Origin of the sequence: uncultured Algibacter sp., assembly GCF_947495675.1 — a bacterium.
Classification (GTDB): Bacteria; Bacteroidota; Bacteroidia; order Flavobacteriales; family Flavobacteriaceae; genus Algibacter_B.
Genome location: NZ_CANLZX010000002.1, coordinates 153,684 through 171,396, shown reverse-complemented (window position 1 = coordinate 171,396; position 17,713 = coordinate 153,684). Strand labels below are relative to the sequence as shown.

11 protein-coding genes are annotated in these 17,713 nt (G+C 33.0%); 1 reads left to right on the top strand and 10 read right to left on the bottom strand.

Going from position 1 to position 17,713, the window contains the following annotated elements; all coding sequences use genetic code 11:
* Positions 1 to 8 precede the first annotated feature (8 nt).
* From Q0842_RS02350 to Q0842_RS02310, 9 genes are all read right to left on the bottom strand, one after another.
* Entirely contained in the window at positions 9 to 2,756 is a 2,748-nt protein-coding gene (locus tag Q0842_RS02350; RefSeq protein WP_298493918.1) for a T9SS type A sorting domain-containing protein, read from the bottom strand.
* Between the two features lie 404 nt (positions 2,757 to 3,160).
* A complete protein-coding gene (locus Q0842_RS02345; RefSeq protein ID WP_298494035.1) occupies positions 3,161 to 3,736 on the bottom strand; it encodes a nucleotidyltransferase family protein in 576 nt (191 codons plus the stop codon).
* Positions 3,737 to 3,749: 13 nt separating this feature from the next.
* Positions 3,750 to 4,784: an XdhC family protein gene (locus Q0842_RS02340; protein ID WP_298493916.1), complete on the bottom strand. Its 1,035-nt coding sequence runs from the start codon at positions 4,782 to 4,784 to the stop codon at positions 3,750 to 3,752.
* A 22-nt stretch (positions 4,785 to 4,806) separates the two neighbouring features.
* Positions 4,807 to 6,297, bottom strand: coding sequence for a sulfatase-like hydrolase/transferase (locus tag Q0842_RS02335; protein ID WP_298493914.1), 1,491 nt, complete (start codon positions 6,295 to 6,297; stop codon positions 4,807 to 4,809).
* 207 nt (positions 6,298 to 6,504) lie between these two features.
* Positions 6,505 to 7,632 (bottom strand): hypothetical protein, encoded by a 1,128-nt coding sequence (locus Q0842_RS02330; RefSeq protein WP_298493911.1) that lies wholly within the window; start codon positions 7,630 to 7,632, stop codon positions 6,505 to 6,507.
* Positions 7,633 to 7,714: 82 nt separating this feature from the next.
* Positions 7,715 to 9,643: an FAD-dependent oxidoreductase gene (locus Q0842_RS02325; RefSeq protein ID WP_298493909.1), complete on the bottom strand. Its 1,929-nt coding sequence runs from the start codon at positions 9,641 to 9,643 to the stop codon at positions 7,715 to 7,717.
* Positions 9,644 to 9,669: 26 nt separating this feature from the next.
* Positions 9,670 to 11,304, bottom strand: a complete 1,635-nt coding sequence (locus Q0842_RS02320) for a sulfatase (RefSeq protein WP_298493907.1) — start codon at positions 11,302 to 11,304, stop codon at positions 9,670 to 9,672.
* A gap of 7 nt (positions 11,305 to 11,311) precedes the next feature.
* Entirely contained in the window at positions 11,312 to 13,387 is a 2,076-nt protein-coding gene (locus Q0842_RS02315) for a beta-L-arabinofuranosidase domain-containing protein (protein ID WP_298493905.1), read from the bottom strand.
* Between the two features lie 26 nt (positions 13,388 to 13,413).
* The gene (locus Q0842_RS02310; protein WP_298493903.1) at positions 13,414 to 14,988 is read right to left on the bottom strand and encodes a sulfatase; all 1,575 of its coding nucleotides are present in this window, start codon (positions 14,986 to 14,988) and stop codon (positions 13,414 to 13,416) included.
* Positions 14,989 to 15,194: 206 nt separating this feature from the next.
* On the opposite strand from Q0842_RS02310, the gene Q0842_RS02305 reads away from it, so the two are divergent.
* Positions 15,195 to 16,757 (top strand): hypothetical protein, encoded by a 1,563-nt coding sequence (locus Q0842_RS02305; protein ID WP_298493901.1) that lies wholly within the window; start codon positions 15,195 to 15,197, stop codon positions 16,755 to 16,757.
* A 15-nt stretch (positions 16,758 to 16,772) separates the two neighbouring features.
* Here Q0842_RS02305 and Q0842_RS02300 read toward each other — a convergent pair whose 3' ends face one another.
* Complete coding sequence (locus tag Q0842_RS02300; RefSeq protein ID WP_298493899.1) at positions 16,773 to 17,711, bottom strand: family 16 glycosylhydrolase; 939 nt, start codon at positions 17,709 to 17,711, stop codon at positions 16,773 to 16,775.
* Between the last annotated feature and the right edge of the window lie 2 nt (positions 17,712 to 17,713).

Here is a 17,713-nt window from a genome sequence, read left to right as displayed (position 1 = left end):
CATTCTAATCATCTATTAATAATAATTTTTTCTATTTGTTTGCCATTAGCCGTTGGAATTTCTAAAAAGTAGATACCGCTACTCAAATTACCAACTCGAATTTCTATTGTATCGGTTACACTCTCGATTGTTTTAATATGTGCACCCGTAATATTATACATATTATATTCACCGTAAAACGAGTTTTTAATTGTTAATATATCACTCACAGGATTTGGATAATACAAATACGGCTTAGTATTAGTTTCAGCAGTTTTTGATGAAAGCGTTGAACCATCCGTTATCAAAAGGACATCATATGGTTTCATAACATGTGTTGCATTCACTATTTCACCAGTTAATAAGTTTAATGCACTCTCAGCAAGCTGAATTTCTCTATCTTCTAAACTCACATTTATTAATGAAATGACGTTTTTGTTATCTGGTGTCTTTCCTTGCGATGCAAATACACCAAAGGCTTCTGTACTAGTGCCTGGTAAAGTAATATCGAAATCTATTGAAGGAGATGGGAAACTTAATTGTGCTCTTAATCGAGAAATCAAAGTAGGTATATCAGTAGTAAATGTTGTACTTTTATTTACAAACGATTCATCTCTAGCACCATCAGACACACCTTTTTCATCTTTGATAAAATTCTGCTGTGCCGCATTAAATCTATTTATTTGAAAGATGTCTACAGTTGGGTTGTTTGTCTCGTAGTTATTAAGAGCTTCCATACTACTATCTTTTATAAACATAGTAGGTGGAATAATTATAGCTTTAGGCGTATATCCTAAAACATCTATTTTATTCTCTGTAGTAAAACCAACCTTAACATTTAAAAGTTTAAGGGCTTCATAAATAATTGCTAGGTGCTGTACATAATTCCAGTCTTGTATTGCAGCTTCATTACTGTAATATAAAAGGTAATCACGTTTTTCTGGTATAAGAGTAGCTACAGTATTGCTATGAGCATTTAACTCCTTTAAAGTTCTTCCAAATTCATCAAAAGCTACAGCCTGATGCTGAGGAGAGAACATGGTATTTCCAGTTGCACCAGTTTTTCCTAACAAATCACCATTACTATCTCTATACCACCACCAATTATTTATAACGCTAAGGCCATTTGAAAAGGCCATCCATAATGCGGCTCTCGTGTAACTTTCGTCAAGAGCATGATTATTATATGCGTTACTTGAATGTCCATGCCATTCTGAATCGAAGGTTGGCTTATTGGGATATAAAGATTTGCAGAAGTCTAACATCATAGATTGTTCCCTCCAATCCATAATATAGTCATTTAGCCAAGTGGTATAAAAACGATTATTTCTACCATGCGTTTCATTAGGAACCACCTGGTTATCAAACCCTAGAATGTCTTGTAAATCGATTAATGTCTCTAGATCTATACCGCCATCTCGTCTTGGGTCTTCAAGTTCTCTTCCTAATAATTTTATAGATACTTTAGCACTAGGGTCGTTATCTCTAACGATATCTTTTAAATCTTGATGCCATCTATTGGAACGATTCATATTAAAGCGCATCCAATCGTACCATATTGGCGTACCTTGCCATGTGCTTTTATTCAAAGGGATAGTGTATGTTAATTTTAAGGCATCAAAATTGGTGAAATTTTGGTTGCTATTAAATGGGTTATAAATAGAGTTTAATGCATTTATATCATTATTATACTCTGTTTTTAAGTGCTCCACATAGGCATTATAAGTGTTTGCAGAAACACCATTTGAAGCTTGACCTTCTGAAATATCCCAATGCGGCTCGTTAGAAAGCACATAAATTAAAGGACTACCAGATGCGGCAGTAACTAATTGAGGTACAAAAGTTCCAATAATACTCTCATTTATATTTCTTATTTCTGGATGATCTATATCGTAATGTACAAACGCCTTTGGGTTACCTCCTATTCCAGGATATTTGGTTTTAATAGCACTCGAAAGATTCGTATGTGTCATTTGAATTTGGGTAGGTGTTTGATTATTTCCTACTTGATTTGATAACCTTGCTGCCATTCCATTTGCTCCATTTACAAAACTAGGAGTGGCAATAATAGCATTGGGGTCACCATTATAAGTACCTGTTGTAGTCTGTCCTGCACTATGAAACACTTCTCCTAAATAACCTAAGGTTTCTAGCACGTCCAAATTATCATCTCTTAAACCCCAAAAAGTACTTGGAAAAATAACGTTACCATCTTTCATATAATAGCTATTATTTACTGGTAGCGTTGGGTAACCCGATGTTGTAAAATCTAATGTTTCTGCCAAAACAATATTTCCCGCTAATTGGTTGTCAATCTCATTAATCGCACGGTCTAATATTTTAATACAGTCATGCAATTGTTGAAAAGGATTGTGAACTGAGAAATCTGGTGTTGGGGTATAAAAACCCAGACTTGACATATGGTTTTCCCAAAGACCATTCCAAAAGGCAAAGGGGTTGTTTTCATACTTATTTTGTAATACTATAGCATTTTGTTTATCTCTAGCGGCATATTTTAGAAACTCATCAACTGTAACAACGGTTCCTTCTGCATAACTTGTTTCTAATGGAGAAGGAAGCCCTTGCGCTTGGGTGATTTTTGATTCTAACGAGACTTTCTTTGTATTAATCTCTGCGATTAAATTATCCCATGAACCTTGAGTTAAAGCTCCGGAGTAAAAGTTTGTTTGTGATAAACTGTTCAGGCTAATTAATAATACAAAAACAAATACAATTTTTTGGATTATATTCTTAGTTGTTACGTATTTATTTATCATGTGTTTAGATGTTTAATTTTAGTTTTATAAAATTAAACTCATAGGGCATGTATTAATAAATCTATTTTACCTAGTGTTAGCGTTAATTTATCCTGAACTACAAATTATTTAACTAAAAATAACATTCCCTAATTAGCAATAGTTAATTTAAATATGGTATTTTAAAATTATCGTGTCTAAAAATTAAAAAATAATAAGAACAAATTATAGTATTAATCACTTCTAGAATATCAAAATTTATCCTTTTATAAACAAAAGGCTTAAACCCCAATGAAATATCACTTTAATAGTCTATAAAAAATTAATTAAAATAGAAGTTACTAATGATTCTATATTTGTATTCAAAAAAAACAAACAGAACCTTTACTGAAGATAATTTCAAAGTTTATAACAAGTTTTCAGGTTTATTTATCCAATAATTTATTATAATCTTCTAGTGTATCAATGTCCTTTAAAACACCTCTATTTTTTGAAGCAAGGGTAATAATATTAATTTCTTTATTATTCAAAAAATCCTTAGCGCCTTTATCCCCTTTTAATCTCATAAGCTGCTTATTAAACAGTTTTGGAAATATTGCTGGAACCCCTTTTTTATCTCCATAATCAGATGCTATAACTTTATCTTGATTCTTACTATACAAATTGATTAAAGCATCAATATAATCTGAATCTACATTTGGTTGATCCGAAAGCATTATTAAAATCGCTTTAGTTTTTTCTTTTATGGACTCTAAATATGAAACACCTGTAACTATGCTAGAACTTAATCCATCTTTCCAATTCGGGTTATTAATAAAAGTTGCTCTAGAGTTTTTTAGTTGACTTTTAATAGCTTCTGAATTTGCTCCTAGTACGCAATAAACTTTTCTCGCTTTTGATGCTAAGGCATTTTGAATGGTTATTTCTAAAAGTGTAGAATTATTATATGGCAATAGTTGTTTTATGCTACCCATTCTAGAAGCTTCCCCTGCTGCTAATATGACTATAGATATATTACTCAGATTTTAAATGTATTTTACCCGTAATTGAGTTTAAAGAAAATGGGGCTTTTTTTCTGTGAATTGTTAAAATTTCAGAAAGAATAGATAGTGCAATTTCTTCTGGAGTTATTGCTCCAATATTTAACCCTGCCGGGCTATGAATTTTTTCTAAAAAATCATTTTCCAAATCAGATGCATAATCTAACAAATCTTCATGAAGTTGCTCACGCCTTTTAGCCGATCCTAAAACGCCAATATAATTTAGTTTACTATTTTTTAATCGTAACAAATACCTTAGGTCTTGTGCATAATTATGAGTCATCAATACAACGGCACATTCGGAATCTATATCGTCAACAAGAAAAGTTTCAGGTGTATTAGCTTCTACTGTTTTAGCTCCTGGAAAAACTTGAAGATTTTTAGGATCTTTCAATGACGTCACCACATCAACATCCCAGCCTAAAAGAGCTCCCATTTTACAGAGCTTTACAGCATCGTGTTCACCTCCAATAATAATTAATCTAAAACATGGAGAAAGCGTTTGTGAAAATATTTTCACATCATCTATTAAATGGCTGATTAGATTATTGTCTATTACAAAAGTAAATTTCCTGTTTTCTGCAAAAGAAATCTCAGAATAAAACTTACCAACGCACTCATCTTCCTTTTTATAGTATGATTGAATAGTAAGCGATTTTCTTAATTCTAAATTCTGATAGAAAACTTTTATAAATTCATCCGAAACATTAAAAGGCTCTATTAAAATGTACATGACGCCTTCACAACCTAATCGGTAGCGCCCATCATAAGTCATAATTTTAGGCTTCCCTGTTTCAAAAACAAATTGGGCACGCTTTAAAACCTCTTTTTCGACACAACCACCACTAACAGCGCCAACCATCTCATTATTATCAGAAAGTAGCATGCGTACACCAGGGCGTCTGTATGATGAGCCATCCAAATCAACTACTGTAGCAAGAACATTTTTTATGCCAAGGGATTGATTATAAATGGCTGCTTCTACAATCTGTTTAAGTTCATGTATCATTCAACCAAGTTAAAAAATCTTTTTATTTATTGATATTAAAAGTCTCCTTAAACTTGGCCATTTCCTTATCTTTCCAAACTTCTCTCAAATTTTCTGGATCAAACCAACGAGGTTCTGTATGTGTTTTACTCCATGCTTCTGCTGCATTAACAAGCATTTTAAGTTTTTCCGGATTCTGGCTACTTAAATCTTTTTCTTCTCCAATATCATTTGTAATATTATAGAGTTTCCAACCAAATTTATAAGCTTTTGTAGCTTTCCAATCATCTTGTCTTACTGAAACATCGGAAAATCCATTACGGTGACGCATAGAAAAAATCATTCCCCCATTTCTTGCCGTTTTACCAGAAGAAAAATCATTCCAAATATCTTTACCATCTAGTTTATTACCCTCTGGAAGTGTAACACCCGCTAAACCTGCAAATGTTGGGTAAAAATCTAAAGCTGAAACTGGATGATTATAACGATTTCCAGCCTTTACTTGATTTGGCCAATGAAAAAACATAGGCACCCTAAATCCACCTTCCCAAGTATCTCCCTTTCTTCCTTTTAAAGGTGAGTTATCAGCGCCCTTATCTGGTCTTCCTCCATTATCACTCAAAAAAACAATTAACGTGTTTTCATATTGATTTGTTGCTTTTAAAGCATCTACTATTTCACCAACACCACGATCTACTGCGTAAACCATGCCAGCATAAGTACGTCTATCTTTATCTTTAATATTATCAAATACCTTCATGTCCTCTTCTTTTGCTTGCAAAGGGGTATGAGGGGCATTATAAGATACATATAGAAAAAAGGGTTGTTCTTTTTTCGATGCATCATTTACAAAACGAATAGCCTCACGAGACAATGCATCGGTTATATATTCAGTTTCTCTAACTTCTTTTCCATTATGTTCTAAAGGCGTTAAGTAATCCCATATATTTTTAACACCGTTCGCAACTTGTTTTTCATATTTCGCAATAAACTCACTTGGAAAATACTCATGTCCACCACCTAAAAAACCATAAAAATCATCAAAACCTCTATCATTAGGATGATAACCCGGAACTGCACCTAAATGCCACTTCCCCACAGCTCCCGTATAATAACCAGATTCTTGAAGCATTTTTGACATAAATTTTTCACTTAAAGGAATTCCCTCCCCTACCGTTACTTCACTATTTTTTGGTAAATTAAATTGAGACCCAAACGAATGTGGATATCTTCCAGTTAACAAACCAGCTCTACTTGGTCCGCAAAACGCATGTGTTACATAAGCAGAAGTTAAAACAGTTCCAGAATTTGCCAACTGATCAAGTGATGGCGTAATAATATCTTTAGAGCCATTAAACCCAACATCTGCGTATCCTAAATCATCACAAAGCACGAAGAGAATGTTAGGTCTTGATGATTTACCTTTAGTAACTGTAGTACTTTCCTGTTGAGATTTATTTTTAACCCCTGAGCATGCCACAAGAATTATCGTTATTGAAAAAACCAGTATATTCTTAATGTTCTTTTTAATCATTTTACTTAATTTATTATTTACTTTAATTGAAGAAGGAAATTATATAAACCCTTCAATTATTTAATGATAAAATTAAGTATTAATCAAAATAAAACAGATCTTAATTTTATCTTATACAAATTCAAAATTACCCTTATTAAAAGAATTTATTTTTCCATAAAATTTGACTGTAATAAGCAAATGGGAAGCTCTTTTGGAATTACATTTCTATAAACGATTAACATTCTCTTTATAAAACATATTCAGTTTTTCTTGATGCTCGGAAATTAGGTCTTTGTTCTTTAAAAACCAATAAGCGCGTCTTGCTATTAAAAAATCGCGTTGTAAAAGTGGTAGTGTGTTCGTAATTACAATTTTAGAATTAGGATTTTTGTCTTCCATTAAACCTAAAAAAAGAGACACCTCCTGGTAAGAATTAAGTGCACTAAGAATTACGCTATTTTTATTTAAGTACTCGATGCTAATATTATAATTTGTTTTTTTTAAAGACTGAATTGCTGCTATTTTTTGTGCAGATTCTCCGTTATTTAAAATATTTTCTGTTGCATAAAAATAAATTTCAGGAGTTGCAGATTCCAAAAAATTAAAGGTGGTACGAAGTACAGACTGATCTTTTATCGCTTTCTTTATAACGGCTTCAATTATAGACTTCGAATATAAACTTCTATTTTTTAATTCGCTAATGGCCAAATTGAAATACGTATTGTTATCGTCCAAAATAAAATCATGAAGTTGCTCAGTTGAAGCAGATTTTCCTGTTTGCTGTATAATTTTAGAAACAACATCACCATTTGCCCAATGCCACAAAGTAAAACAAGTTAATGCTGCACCAGGAACTGTATCTTTTTCATCTAATTCTAAAGCGGTGGCACCAGAAACGGCATCAACATCTTCATTACCATGCACATCAGGAACTGTTAAGATTTCATCTAAATACACCTCTTTAAAAGGTGAATCACTATCAGATAAAACACTTTGCAGTTTTATGTAATCCACCGGTTCAAATAAGTCTGCTTCATATTTTTCAAGTGTTTCCCCTTCTGCTAATTCGTATTTTTGGTAATTTCCTATGTTATTCCAAAATAATTTAACTGGTATTATTTTACAAACTCCCTCCAAACAAATTACCGAATAAACATCCATGGTATATTGTATGGGTAAACCATTTTTATCTTGAATTTCATTAAGAATAGTTTTAATAGAATCCTTTTCCCCGGGATGATTAACAACTATCTTATGAGAAATAGTTTTATAACCATTTTGCTTTTCTTTTAAACTATTGAGAAACAACGTGGGTATTACTATCCAAAAGAATATTTTAAAGAGATTTGTCATATATATGGTGAAAATAAAACCTTGAATCTTTCTTTATGTTAATGTAAGTTAATAAAATGTGTCTCTCAGTATCTAATTAAATTTAAGTGTAGCACCTTACTTCAAATAACTTAACATTTTTTGTGCCATAAGTTTCAGTCATTTTTATTTTAATTGCGGTTACTTTTTTAGATTCAAAATGAAACTTGATTAAACGTGTTCGGTTATCTTCAATGTTACCTAACTCAACCCAAGAGCCATTTACACGTCCATGTACGCTTAAAGACTTTAATAACTCTTTTGGTACTGAATTCGCAAAGTTTTCATTGTTTCTACTATCCTTTCGCATCATAATGTTTCTCTTCAAATTTGTATCACACTTTAACTCAACCTTAGAGAGGTTTATAGGAGTTTCCCATTCAAATTGAATTTCAACATCTAAACCATCTGATTGCCAATGATTTATATTACTATCAATATCTCTGGAAATACCATTAATTAGATTTTTTATGTCTCCAGATAATGTATTAGAAGCAAACATTGTTGATGCCTTTTTTATTAAGTTATTAGGCATTTTAGATGGTCTATTAGGAATAAACACATCATCTCTTAATAATTGCTCTTGCAATTCATCAATATAGTTTTGTCTTACTTCTCTTGGTGTAATATTTCGTTTATTACAAATAGTTGCTGCTGTACCTACCGCTTGACCTTGTAATGCACAGGTAGCCATAATTCTTGAAGATGATAATGCAATATGCGTTTGACTTACATTACGACCAGCAAACATTAAGTTTGAAACATTTTTTGAATACAAGCTAGCGAAAGGGAATTCATAAATTTTTTCAAATTTATAATGAAAATAACTAGGTGGTTCAGAGATGTCTTCAATACCTCCTGGGTTATGCTCATCTAAAGACCATCCGCCAAAAGCAACTGCATCTTTAAAGTGCTTATGTTCGGTCATATCTTTTTCTGATATAATATAATCTCCAATAAAGCGTCTAGACTCACGTCTTCCTGGGAAAGAACCTACCCAATCCAGCGCTAAGTTTTCCGCTTCGGGGAACTTTCCAGAATTTTTAATGTAATCCCAAACACCATGTAAATAGCCCATTAACTTATGTCTGTTTTTTTCAAAATCGGCAATAATATCATCATCGCTACCAACTTCTATCCACCAAATACCATCTTGAAAGGCATGAAATTTTCTATGCTTGTCGGCTCCTTCATGCGTATATTTTATTGCATAAGATGGTGGGTTGTATTTCATGGGTTTCCCCATATCTTTAGAAGACATTAATAAGGATGCTCCCATTTGCCATCCGTCTGGCTCGTCTGGAGCATATTTTTCGTTGAACTCTGCTTTACCTTCACGACCTGTTCTATATTCAGCACCAGAAGAAGCGGCTAAACCTCCATCGCCAGAACAATCAATGAATATTGGGGCATTTAAGGTAAACATAGTTTCTGTTGTACCTTGCCAACACATGGCAGACTTTATTTTCTTACCATCCATTACAGCTTGAAGCGCTTGTGTATTCATCATAAGCGTAAGGTTAGGTTCGCGCACAACAAAATCATATAAAACATGATCCCAAACTGGATACGATTCTTGTTCGTTCTCAAAACGATTGTGTAATAAGATTTCTTCTATTATTCCAGTTTCTCTTTCTGCACGTCCATCTCTTAGGTGGTTTACACCATTTAAATGCACTCGTATTTCACTAGAAGCGTTTCCGCCTAAAACGGGTCTGTCTTGAACTAAAACGGTTTTAGAACCATTTCTTGCAGCAGCTACAGCAGCAGACATACCTGCAGCACCACCACCAATTACAACCACATCATAATCTTCTGATTTCTTTCTTGAATTGTAGCCTGATTTTCCAGTTCCTAAATGATACCATTGATCTGATGATCTATCATAAACAATTTCTTTTGATCCGGCTGCACATGAGGCACTAACTATTGGAATAACACCGGCAGCAACTGCTGCTGTTGTTCCTTTTTTGAAAAACTCTCTTCTTTTCATAATCTTATTACGCGTTTGGTTGTAGTTTAAATTTTTGGTGTATTACCTTTCCATCCTTTGTTGAATTGAACCATAAGAGCATCAACTAATTTGGAATTGTTTTTGGCAATGTTTTTAGTTTCAAAAGGGTCTGTTTTATGATCGTATAATTCTACAAAAACAGGTTCGGTATTTGGCTTTGTTCTATCTTTCCATACAATAAATCTGTGTTGCTGTGTCCTCATAGCATAGCCCATTAAATTGTTTTCAAATAAGTCTCTATCCCATTTTTTTCCTTGTTGTGCTTTAATTTTTCCTTCAACTTCTTTAAGCAAAGGTCCAAAATAGGTTTCTCGCATTGATGGTCTAATAGGAAATGCTCCCCATTCTCTTAAAGCAGGAGAAGGAAACTGACTAAATGCAGCTGTTTTCCATTCCGCATTAGGGTTCTCTATTAATGTTTTAAAGCTTGTGCCTTCAACGTGTGTTGGGGTTTCTATTCCAGCCAATTCTGTTAGGGTAGGATACATGTCAATTAATTCTACTAACGCATTAGTAGTTTTTCCTTGACTTTCTTTAGGCATATCTGGTGTCCAAATCATCATCGGTACACGAGTTGCTATTTCATAGTTGGTTGCTTTACCCCAAATTCCCATATCGCCTAAATGCCAACCATGGTCGCTCCAAACTATGATAATAGTGTTGTCTCTAACACCAGCTTCTTCAAGAGCGGTAATCATTTTGCCAATTTGAGCATCTACATAACTCACACAGGCTAAATATGCATGTTTTAAGGTTAAAGCCAATTCATCATCTATTTCTCCTTTTTTAGGGATGCCGCTTCTAACTCGCAATTCAAATGATGGGTGTAATCCCATAGTTGCTCCATTTTCAGGACTTTCGGTTTGTGTAGAAAGCTTTATTTTTTCTCTATCATATAAATCCCAATATTTTTTTGGCGACACCCAATTAAGGTGCGGTTTGTTAAATCCTAATCCTAAAAAGAAAGGTTTATCTCCCTTAGCAATCATTTCTTTCATGGTGGCAATAGCTAATTCAGTATGGTAACCATCTCCATAAGTGTTGTCTGGCACATCAGCACTTTCATAAGCTTGCCCCATAGCAAGTCCATATTTGGCGACTTTACCATATTTTTTAACCATGGCTTTTTTGGTTTCTGCTCGCTCTTTAATGTTCTTCACTAATGCAAATCCAATGGGTTTTTTAATGCCTTTGGCGGTCATACTATCTAATGCCGGTAGTCTACTCCAAGATTTTTCTTCATCTAAATCTCCATGATGAAATATTTTACCTGTATATACAGTTTCATAGCCGTTGTTCTTAAAGTGTTGAGGAAGTGTTACTACATTGGGGTTTACTTCTCTAAATTTAATGTAGTTATGAAATACGCCACTGGTTTCTGGACGAATACCCGTTAATAAACTTGCTCTTGATGGTCCGCAAATGGCTTGTTGACAATAAGCATTTTCAAAAAGCAATCCATCACTTGCTAACTTGTCTAAATTAGGACTAACCGCAATGTCTGAGCCGTAGCAACCCAACTCTGGACGTAAGTCGTCAATACCTATAAAAAGGATGTTGGGCGGCTTACTCTTTTCTTGCGGTTTGTTTTGACAACCCAAAAAAACTGATATTAAAAGGGAGTAAAAAAGGATTTTCATTGAATAACTATTTTAATATTAATGGCAACCAAACACTCATTTCTGCCTCCCCTCTGTTCGACCATGCATAGTATGGCACAAACTGAGCATTATGATTTTCCCATTTCATATTTTTAAGTTCTCTGTACATACCATTTTTTTCTTGCTTACGAAGTTTTACATTTCCTGTAATAGTGGTAACACCACCTAAAACATCAGGTTTATAAGAAGCCGTTAATTTTGATTCTATTGGCAAATAGGCATCTAAAATACTAGTGTCTTTAGGTAAATCTGGAGATTCCAAACAATAAACAATAGGCCCTCTTTTAATAGCGGCTTGGTTTCTAACTTCTTCAATTAATGGGTTTCCTTCTAATAATTTAACATCCATTGGTAGGTTAAGTGATATTACATCTCCTTTTTTCCATACACGATTAACTATGGCAAAGGTTCCTGGTTTAGAATTTGTATTAACGGGTTTCCCGTTAACTTTTAGCTTATAACTGGTGGTCCAATTAGGAATTCTAAGCATAAAATCAAATGATTCTGCCTTACACTCGTCGATTGTTATTTTTATATTACCATCCCAAGGGTAATTAGTTTCTTGTTTTACTTTAATATTAGAGCCATCAACCATTTTGGTATCTAATTTATTACCTCCATATAAATTAACGGCTATTCCATTTTCAGCTAAACTATATGCCCAAGCCGAAGATTTCACTATGGTTCTTACTAAATTTGGCGGACAACAAAAGCATGGTATATAAGGTGTTCTGTCTGGGTAATCTGTAACACCCATTTTATGGTCTGCGGTTCTTCGTAACGGATTGGTGTAAAAATAAGTGTCTCCTTTTAAGCTAATACCTGATAAAGCGCTATTATACAAAACTAACTCCATAATATCGGCATGCTTAGATTCTCCCTTTACGCCTAACATTCTATAGTTAAACATGGCGTTACATAAATTGGCACAGGTTTCATTATAAGCATGTGCATTATGCATTTCATAATCTATAGTAAATGCCTCATGAACAAAATCTCTGTTAGAAGAACCTCCGTCATGCTTTTGTCCGCATGCTCCAGTAACAAACATTTTTTTGTCTACAATATTTCCCCAAATCTTATCTAAAGCATCAATTAGTGCTTTTTCTCCGGTTTCCGCATACACATCGGCAGCTCCTGCGTAATAATAAAGCGCTAAAACAGCATGCCCAACGGCTTCATCAGATTCTCGTAAAGGTGTTCTTTCTTGAGTCATATCCCCTATATGTTGATGTCTTACTGTTGCATGTGGTTCAACCTTAGACTTTCCTCTCATATTGATAAAAATCTCAGCTAATTCTAAATACTTTTTTTCTTTTGTGGTTCTATACAACTCTACCAAGCCCATTATTTGCACTTGATTAAAGCCAAAACGTGCTAATTCTTTTGGTTGAGGTTGAAATATACTATAAAGATTATCAGCATGTTTTATGGCTATATCTAAAAAGTTAGTTTTACCTGTAACTCTGTAATAAATACAGGCAGCTATATACAAATGCCCGCTATTGTACATTTCATGATACTTTCTTTCTGAAAAAGGCTCTATGTTTTTTAGTTGTGTTTGAGTTTGTAAGTACCCATTTTCTTTTTGAGATTTTCCAATTATTTCTATTAGCCCATCTAATTCTTCTAAAATCTTCTCGTCCTTATTAATGGCATAAATGTAGGTTGCCGCTTCCATCCATTTGTAAAAATCGCCATCATGCCAATTCATACCTTTATGCTCACCTTCTTTTAAACCTGCAGCAATTTTAAAATTGTTTAAAGCATGCCCAGTATCGCCTTTAAGAACTTCCCCCATATATGGCACCATAACCTCTTCAGCAACTTTAAATTTATCTGCCCAAAATCCATCTGTCCATTGACAATCTCCAATATTTAAACTCTTTAATTTTACATGCGGACTATGCGCCGTATTTATTGCACCTTTACTTGGGTTTAAATCCAAGTCTTTACTAGTTCTAATATTTAAGGCAATGTTGGTATCTGTTCCATTTTCTTGGTTTTGTTTGCATGAAACCATCAGCATAAGGCTGAATAGTACAATTAGTAAGTTTTTCATTATTGTCATTTTTGTTAAGTTGTATTTTAAATGCTAAGTAGAAAATTCATTTGTTGATGCAGATTCTCCTTTATTATTTTATATTTTTTATCTGCTGCCAAATTTTCCCACTCATAAGGATCCTTTTCATTATCATAAAGTTCTTCTTTACCATTTACATAACGGATATATCTATATTTCTTAGACCGAACAGAATAGCTTTGCTCGTTCACTTTATTGCTTTTAAAATTCCCTCTAACGACTGTTAAAGCCACATCGGGCCCTTTCCAATTATCCTGTTCGGGATTTTCTAAAAATGGTTTTAAGCTATAACCGCTTAAAGGTTTACCGTTTACCGTTTTTAAATTGCTTGACTTGATATTAGAAAAATCGGCAATTGTGGGAAACACATCTATTAAAGAAACAGGGTGATTAATTCGTTTACCAATACTAGATTGTATCTGTGGAGCTTTAACTATTAATGGAACCCTCGTGCTCTCTTCCCATAAATTATTCTTATATAAAAAATCCTTCTGACCATGATTATATCCATGATCACTCGTTAAAATTACGATAGTGTTGTCTTTAAATTTACTGTTATTTAAGGCTGTTAACACCTTTCCTACTTGAGCGTCTGCAAAACTAACACAGGCTAAATAAGCTTGTAAATATTTCTTTAAACCATCATTAAGTGTTGGATAAGAAGCCGCTAATTCTTCTAAGTGTTTCGCCCATGGCGGTGTCCATCGAAACGTTGATCTATAATATGTGTCATCTGTATCATTTTTCTTGATAACAGGTGTTTTAAGTGTCTCTAAAGGATACATGTCAAAATACTTTTGTGGGGCAACTAATGGAGTATGAGGACGCACAAAACCAATAGCCATAAAGAATGGTTTATCTGATTCTGTTTTCTCTAAGGTCTTTAACTTTTCTACAGCCCATTTTGCATGTTGCTCATCATTTAGTAAATCTCGGTTGTTTTCATCTACGTATTTGAAAGGCTTACGATTGGCTACATCAAACCAGCCATTATATCCAGGAAACTTACCCTCTTGAGGGATATTTGGAACATTGGCTAACGATGTGAAAAGACCATCATTTTTATCTGTTGAATATTCTTTTGGCATTATAGGATGCGGAACCACTTTTTTTCCGTTAAAAGCGTAAGGCCCAAAGGTGTTTGGTATTCCATACTGGTGCCATTCAGATTTTACTCTATGATGCATTAACTTTCCTGTGCCAAGAGTATAATATCCGTTATCTCCCATAAACAGTGGGAGCGATTTACAGTTTTTTAAAACCTCATTTTCTGTCCAGTCTGTAAACCAAAAATTTTGTGAAACATGTGGATAAATTCCAGTAAGGAAACTTGCCCTGGATGGTGCGCATATTGGTGCATTGGTATGAGCATTAGTAAATACAGTACCTTCTTTGGCTAAGGCGTCCATATTTGGTGTTTTTACCTGCAGATGTCCTCCTAAAAAACCGGTGTAGTCATTTAGATCATCTAATACTATAAGTAAGATATTGGGCTTCTCTGCTGTCTGAGAATTACAAATCTCAACATTCCCAACTGTCAAAATGAAGCAAAACAAACTAAGCCATTTACTAAAACTCATAACACCTAAATATTATTTGAAACATCCTAAAATTAGATTTTAATTCGCTTTTCACCTAAAAAATGCTATTACAAAAACTTAACATTGAGGAATTATTTAATTATATTAGCTTAACAATATCATTTTAAAAAAAAATCATAAAAACGCATTACACACTTATTATCAATAAATTAAAAAGAAATAAAGCAATTGTATTTTTAATATTATTGCTTAACATTATATCTCATACCGAATTACAATCACAACAATTTAAAACTCATTTTTATGAAGGTTTAATTAGTAGTAAAACCCAAAAAGATTCCATCCCTCTAAAATTAGAGATTATAAAAAAAGAGGCTACCTTAAAAAAGGACACTATTTTACTTTTAAAAACACTTATTACTTTAAGTGCTTTTGAACGTTATAGATTAAATTTTGATAAAGCTTTTAGTTACGCAGGTGAAGCATCATTACTATCTGAAGCATTTGAAAAAGACTTATACCAAGCTAAGACACAAGAAGAACTTGGAATTATAACTTATCTATTTAAACAAAATGAAGAATCGGGTACTTATTTTATGAATTCTCATGAGATTTATAAAAAATTATATTCCGAAAGAAGTATAGGTAATTTAGAATTACACCGATCTCATTATAATTTGGTTATGCATAATCAACGCATAATGGATCAAGATAATTTAAGTGCTCATATAGACACTTGCTCCATTTTATCTAAACAATTTAAAACAGATGTAATTACAAAACTATATCTAGATGAAAAACAATCCAGTTTAGAAGAATGGAACAATAATTTAGATAACGCTTTAGCACTTTTACATAGCATTGCCAATAAACTTGAAAAAGTTGAACCTGCATCTGAACTTAAAAAAAAAAACAAAAACTTTTTATTAATAGTTTACGGAAGAATAGCTTGTATATATCTTAAAACTAACGAACTTGACTTAGCTGAAAGGTATTTTGAAAAATTCACGAAAATTAACGGTGTACTTGGTGAAACAACATTTTATAGGTCTTTTTTATATTCTAGATATGCCGAGGTTCTATTCAAACTAGGTAAGTACAGTAAAGCTTATGAATATGAACAAAAATCTAATGCCATTGGCAATACGTATTTAGACCCAAGAAATGAGAAAAACAAAGGTTTTTTAACTATTGTAAATCCATTTAGAGAACAACTAAGAAAAAAGAATGAACAACTTAACCTGAAAAACTTAGAATTAGCAAAGCAAAGAGAAAACATTCTAAGTTTTAGAATTATTCTTTTTGTTATACTATTAATATTAGTGATTGCCGGATTTATGATTAGATCTAGAATGAGATCTTTAAAATTTCAAAGAAAAGAACGCGATTCAAATGAACTAATAAATGTAAAAAACAAAGAATTAACAGCCAATACACTTCAACTTATTGAAAAGGAGGAAGTTATTAAAACTTTGAGTAATTATATAAAAGAATCTAATAATGACAAACAATCTCAATCATTATTAAAATCAATTGAACGCAGTTCTGTGAGCTTATGGGATGCTTTTAATACCCGCTTTAAAGAACAAAATATTGGATTCTATGAACGACTTCAAAAAAAGGTTCCTAACCTTTCTTCTTCTGATTTAAAATTATGCGCCTTGATTAAACTAAATTTCTCTGGTAAAGAAATGGCTTACCTTTTAGGAATATCATTAGGAAGTGTGCATGTAGCAAGACATAGGTTACGAAAAAAAATGAAGCTAGAAAGGGATAAAAACCTTACTAACTTCATTAATTCTATATAATCTATCTTAGAAAAATTATTCTTTTTTAGTCCAAACTCTAATATAATCTATAGACATTGTTGTTGGCATACCAGAAAGTTGTGCTTTGGCCTCTTCATTTTCTAAAGGATTTACTGCTCTATTAGCATTGTTTGAAAACTGAACAAAAGGTCTTCTTAACCCTAAAGAAGCAGTTACATTCATTGGCCTATACCAATCTGTATTAGGTTTGCTTGCTATTTTCACACCGTCTATGTACCATATAATCTCTTCTGTATTTACTTCACAGCCATACATATGATAATTTTTACTTGGGTCATCATTTAACCGATATTTATTCAATTGTGCTTCTGCGTGCTTCTTTGGTCTAAACCAAACACCCTTTCCGTCAATTTTTTTTACTAAATGTAAATTATGATCCGAATCTTTTATATCATCTTGATGACCTTTAAACCAATCAAACTGCTGCAACTCAACAACATCAATTTCGCAATATATAGTTTCATTATCAGCCACATCTCTATCAAAATCACTATACAACCAAAATGAAGGACACACGCCCCAACCATTTTTAGAACCTAGCACATCAATTACAGCTCCTTTTATTCTGGCTTCAACATATCCTGTCGTAAAGGTTGCTTTTGATTTTAGTATGCCGGATTTAAAATAAGTTCCGTCGTCATTTAAATTATTGACATTATGCCTCATAGTTAATTCAGCAATACCATTGTTAACATTAGTATTAGCTTCATTATCCCATTTCCAACCCGTAGTATTAGGTAAATTAGCTGTCTTATACCATTTTTTCCAATCTACTCCATTACCATTAAATTCATCCGAAAGCTCATTAACCAACTCCCAAGAATCCTTCGAGTTTGTTGTTGAAAGCGGTTGAAATACTTCAGTTTGAGCAGTTTTTTGAGCTTTACAATTTGTGATTAACAATACTAGAATAATCCACATTGATTTTTTCACAG

Bases quoted from the DNA above. Each gene is read 5' to 3' on its own strand.
- Q0842_RS02335 (WP_298493914.1), bottom strand. From the start codon at position 6,297: ATGATTAAAAAGAACATTAAGAATATACTGGTTTTTTCAATAACGATA.
- Q0842_RS02330 (WP_298493911.1), bottom strand. From the start codon at position 7,632: ATGACAAATCTCTTTAAAATATTCTTTTGGATAGTAATACCCACGTTG.
- Q0842_RS02325 (WP_298493909.1), bottom strand. From the start codon at position 9,643: ATGAAAAGAAGAGAGTTTTTCAAAAAAGGAACAACAGCAGCAGTTGCT.
- Q0842_RS02350 (WP_298493918.1), bottom strand. From the start codon at position 2,756: ATGATAAATAAATACGTAACAACTAAGAATATAATCCAAAAAATTGTA.
- Q0842_RS02315 (WP_298493905.1), bottom strand. From the start codon at position 13,387: ATGAAAAACTTACTAATTGTACTATTCAGCCTTATGCTGATGGTTTCA.
- Q0842_RS02310 (WP_298493903.1), bottom strand. From the start codon at position 14,988: ATGAGTTTTAGTAAATGGCTTAGTTTGTTTTGCTTCATTTTGACAGTT.
- Q0842_RS02340 (WP_298493916.1), bottom strand. From the start codon at position 4,784: ATGATACATGAACTTAAACAGATTGTAGAAGCAGCCATTTATAATCAA.
- Q0842_RS02320 (WP_298493907.1), bottom strand. From the start codon at position 11,304: ATGAAAATCCTTTTTTACTCCCTTTTAATATCAGTTTTTTTGGGTTGT.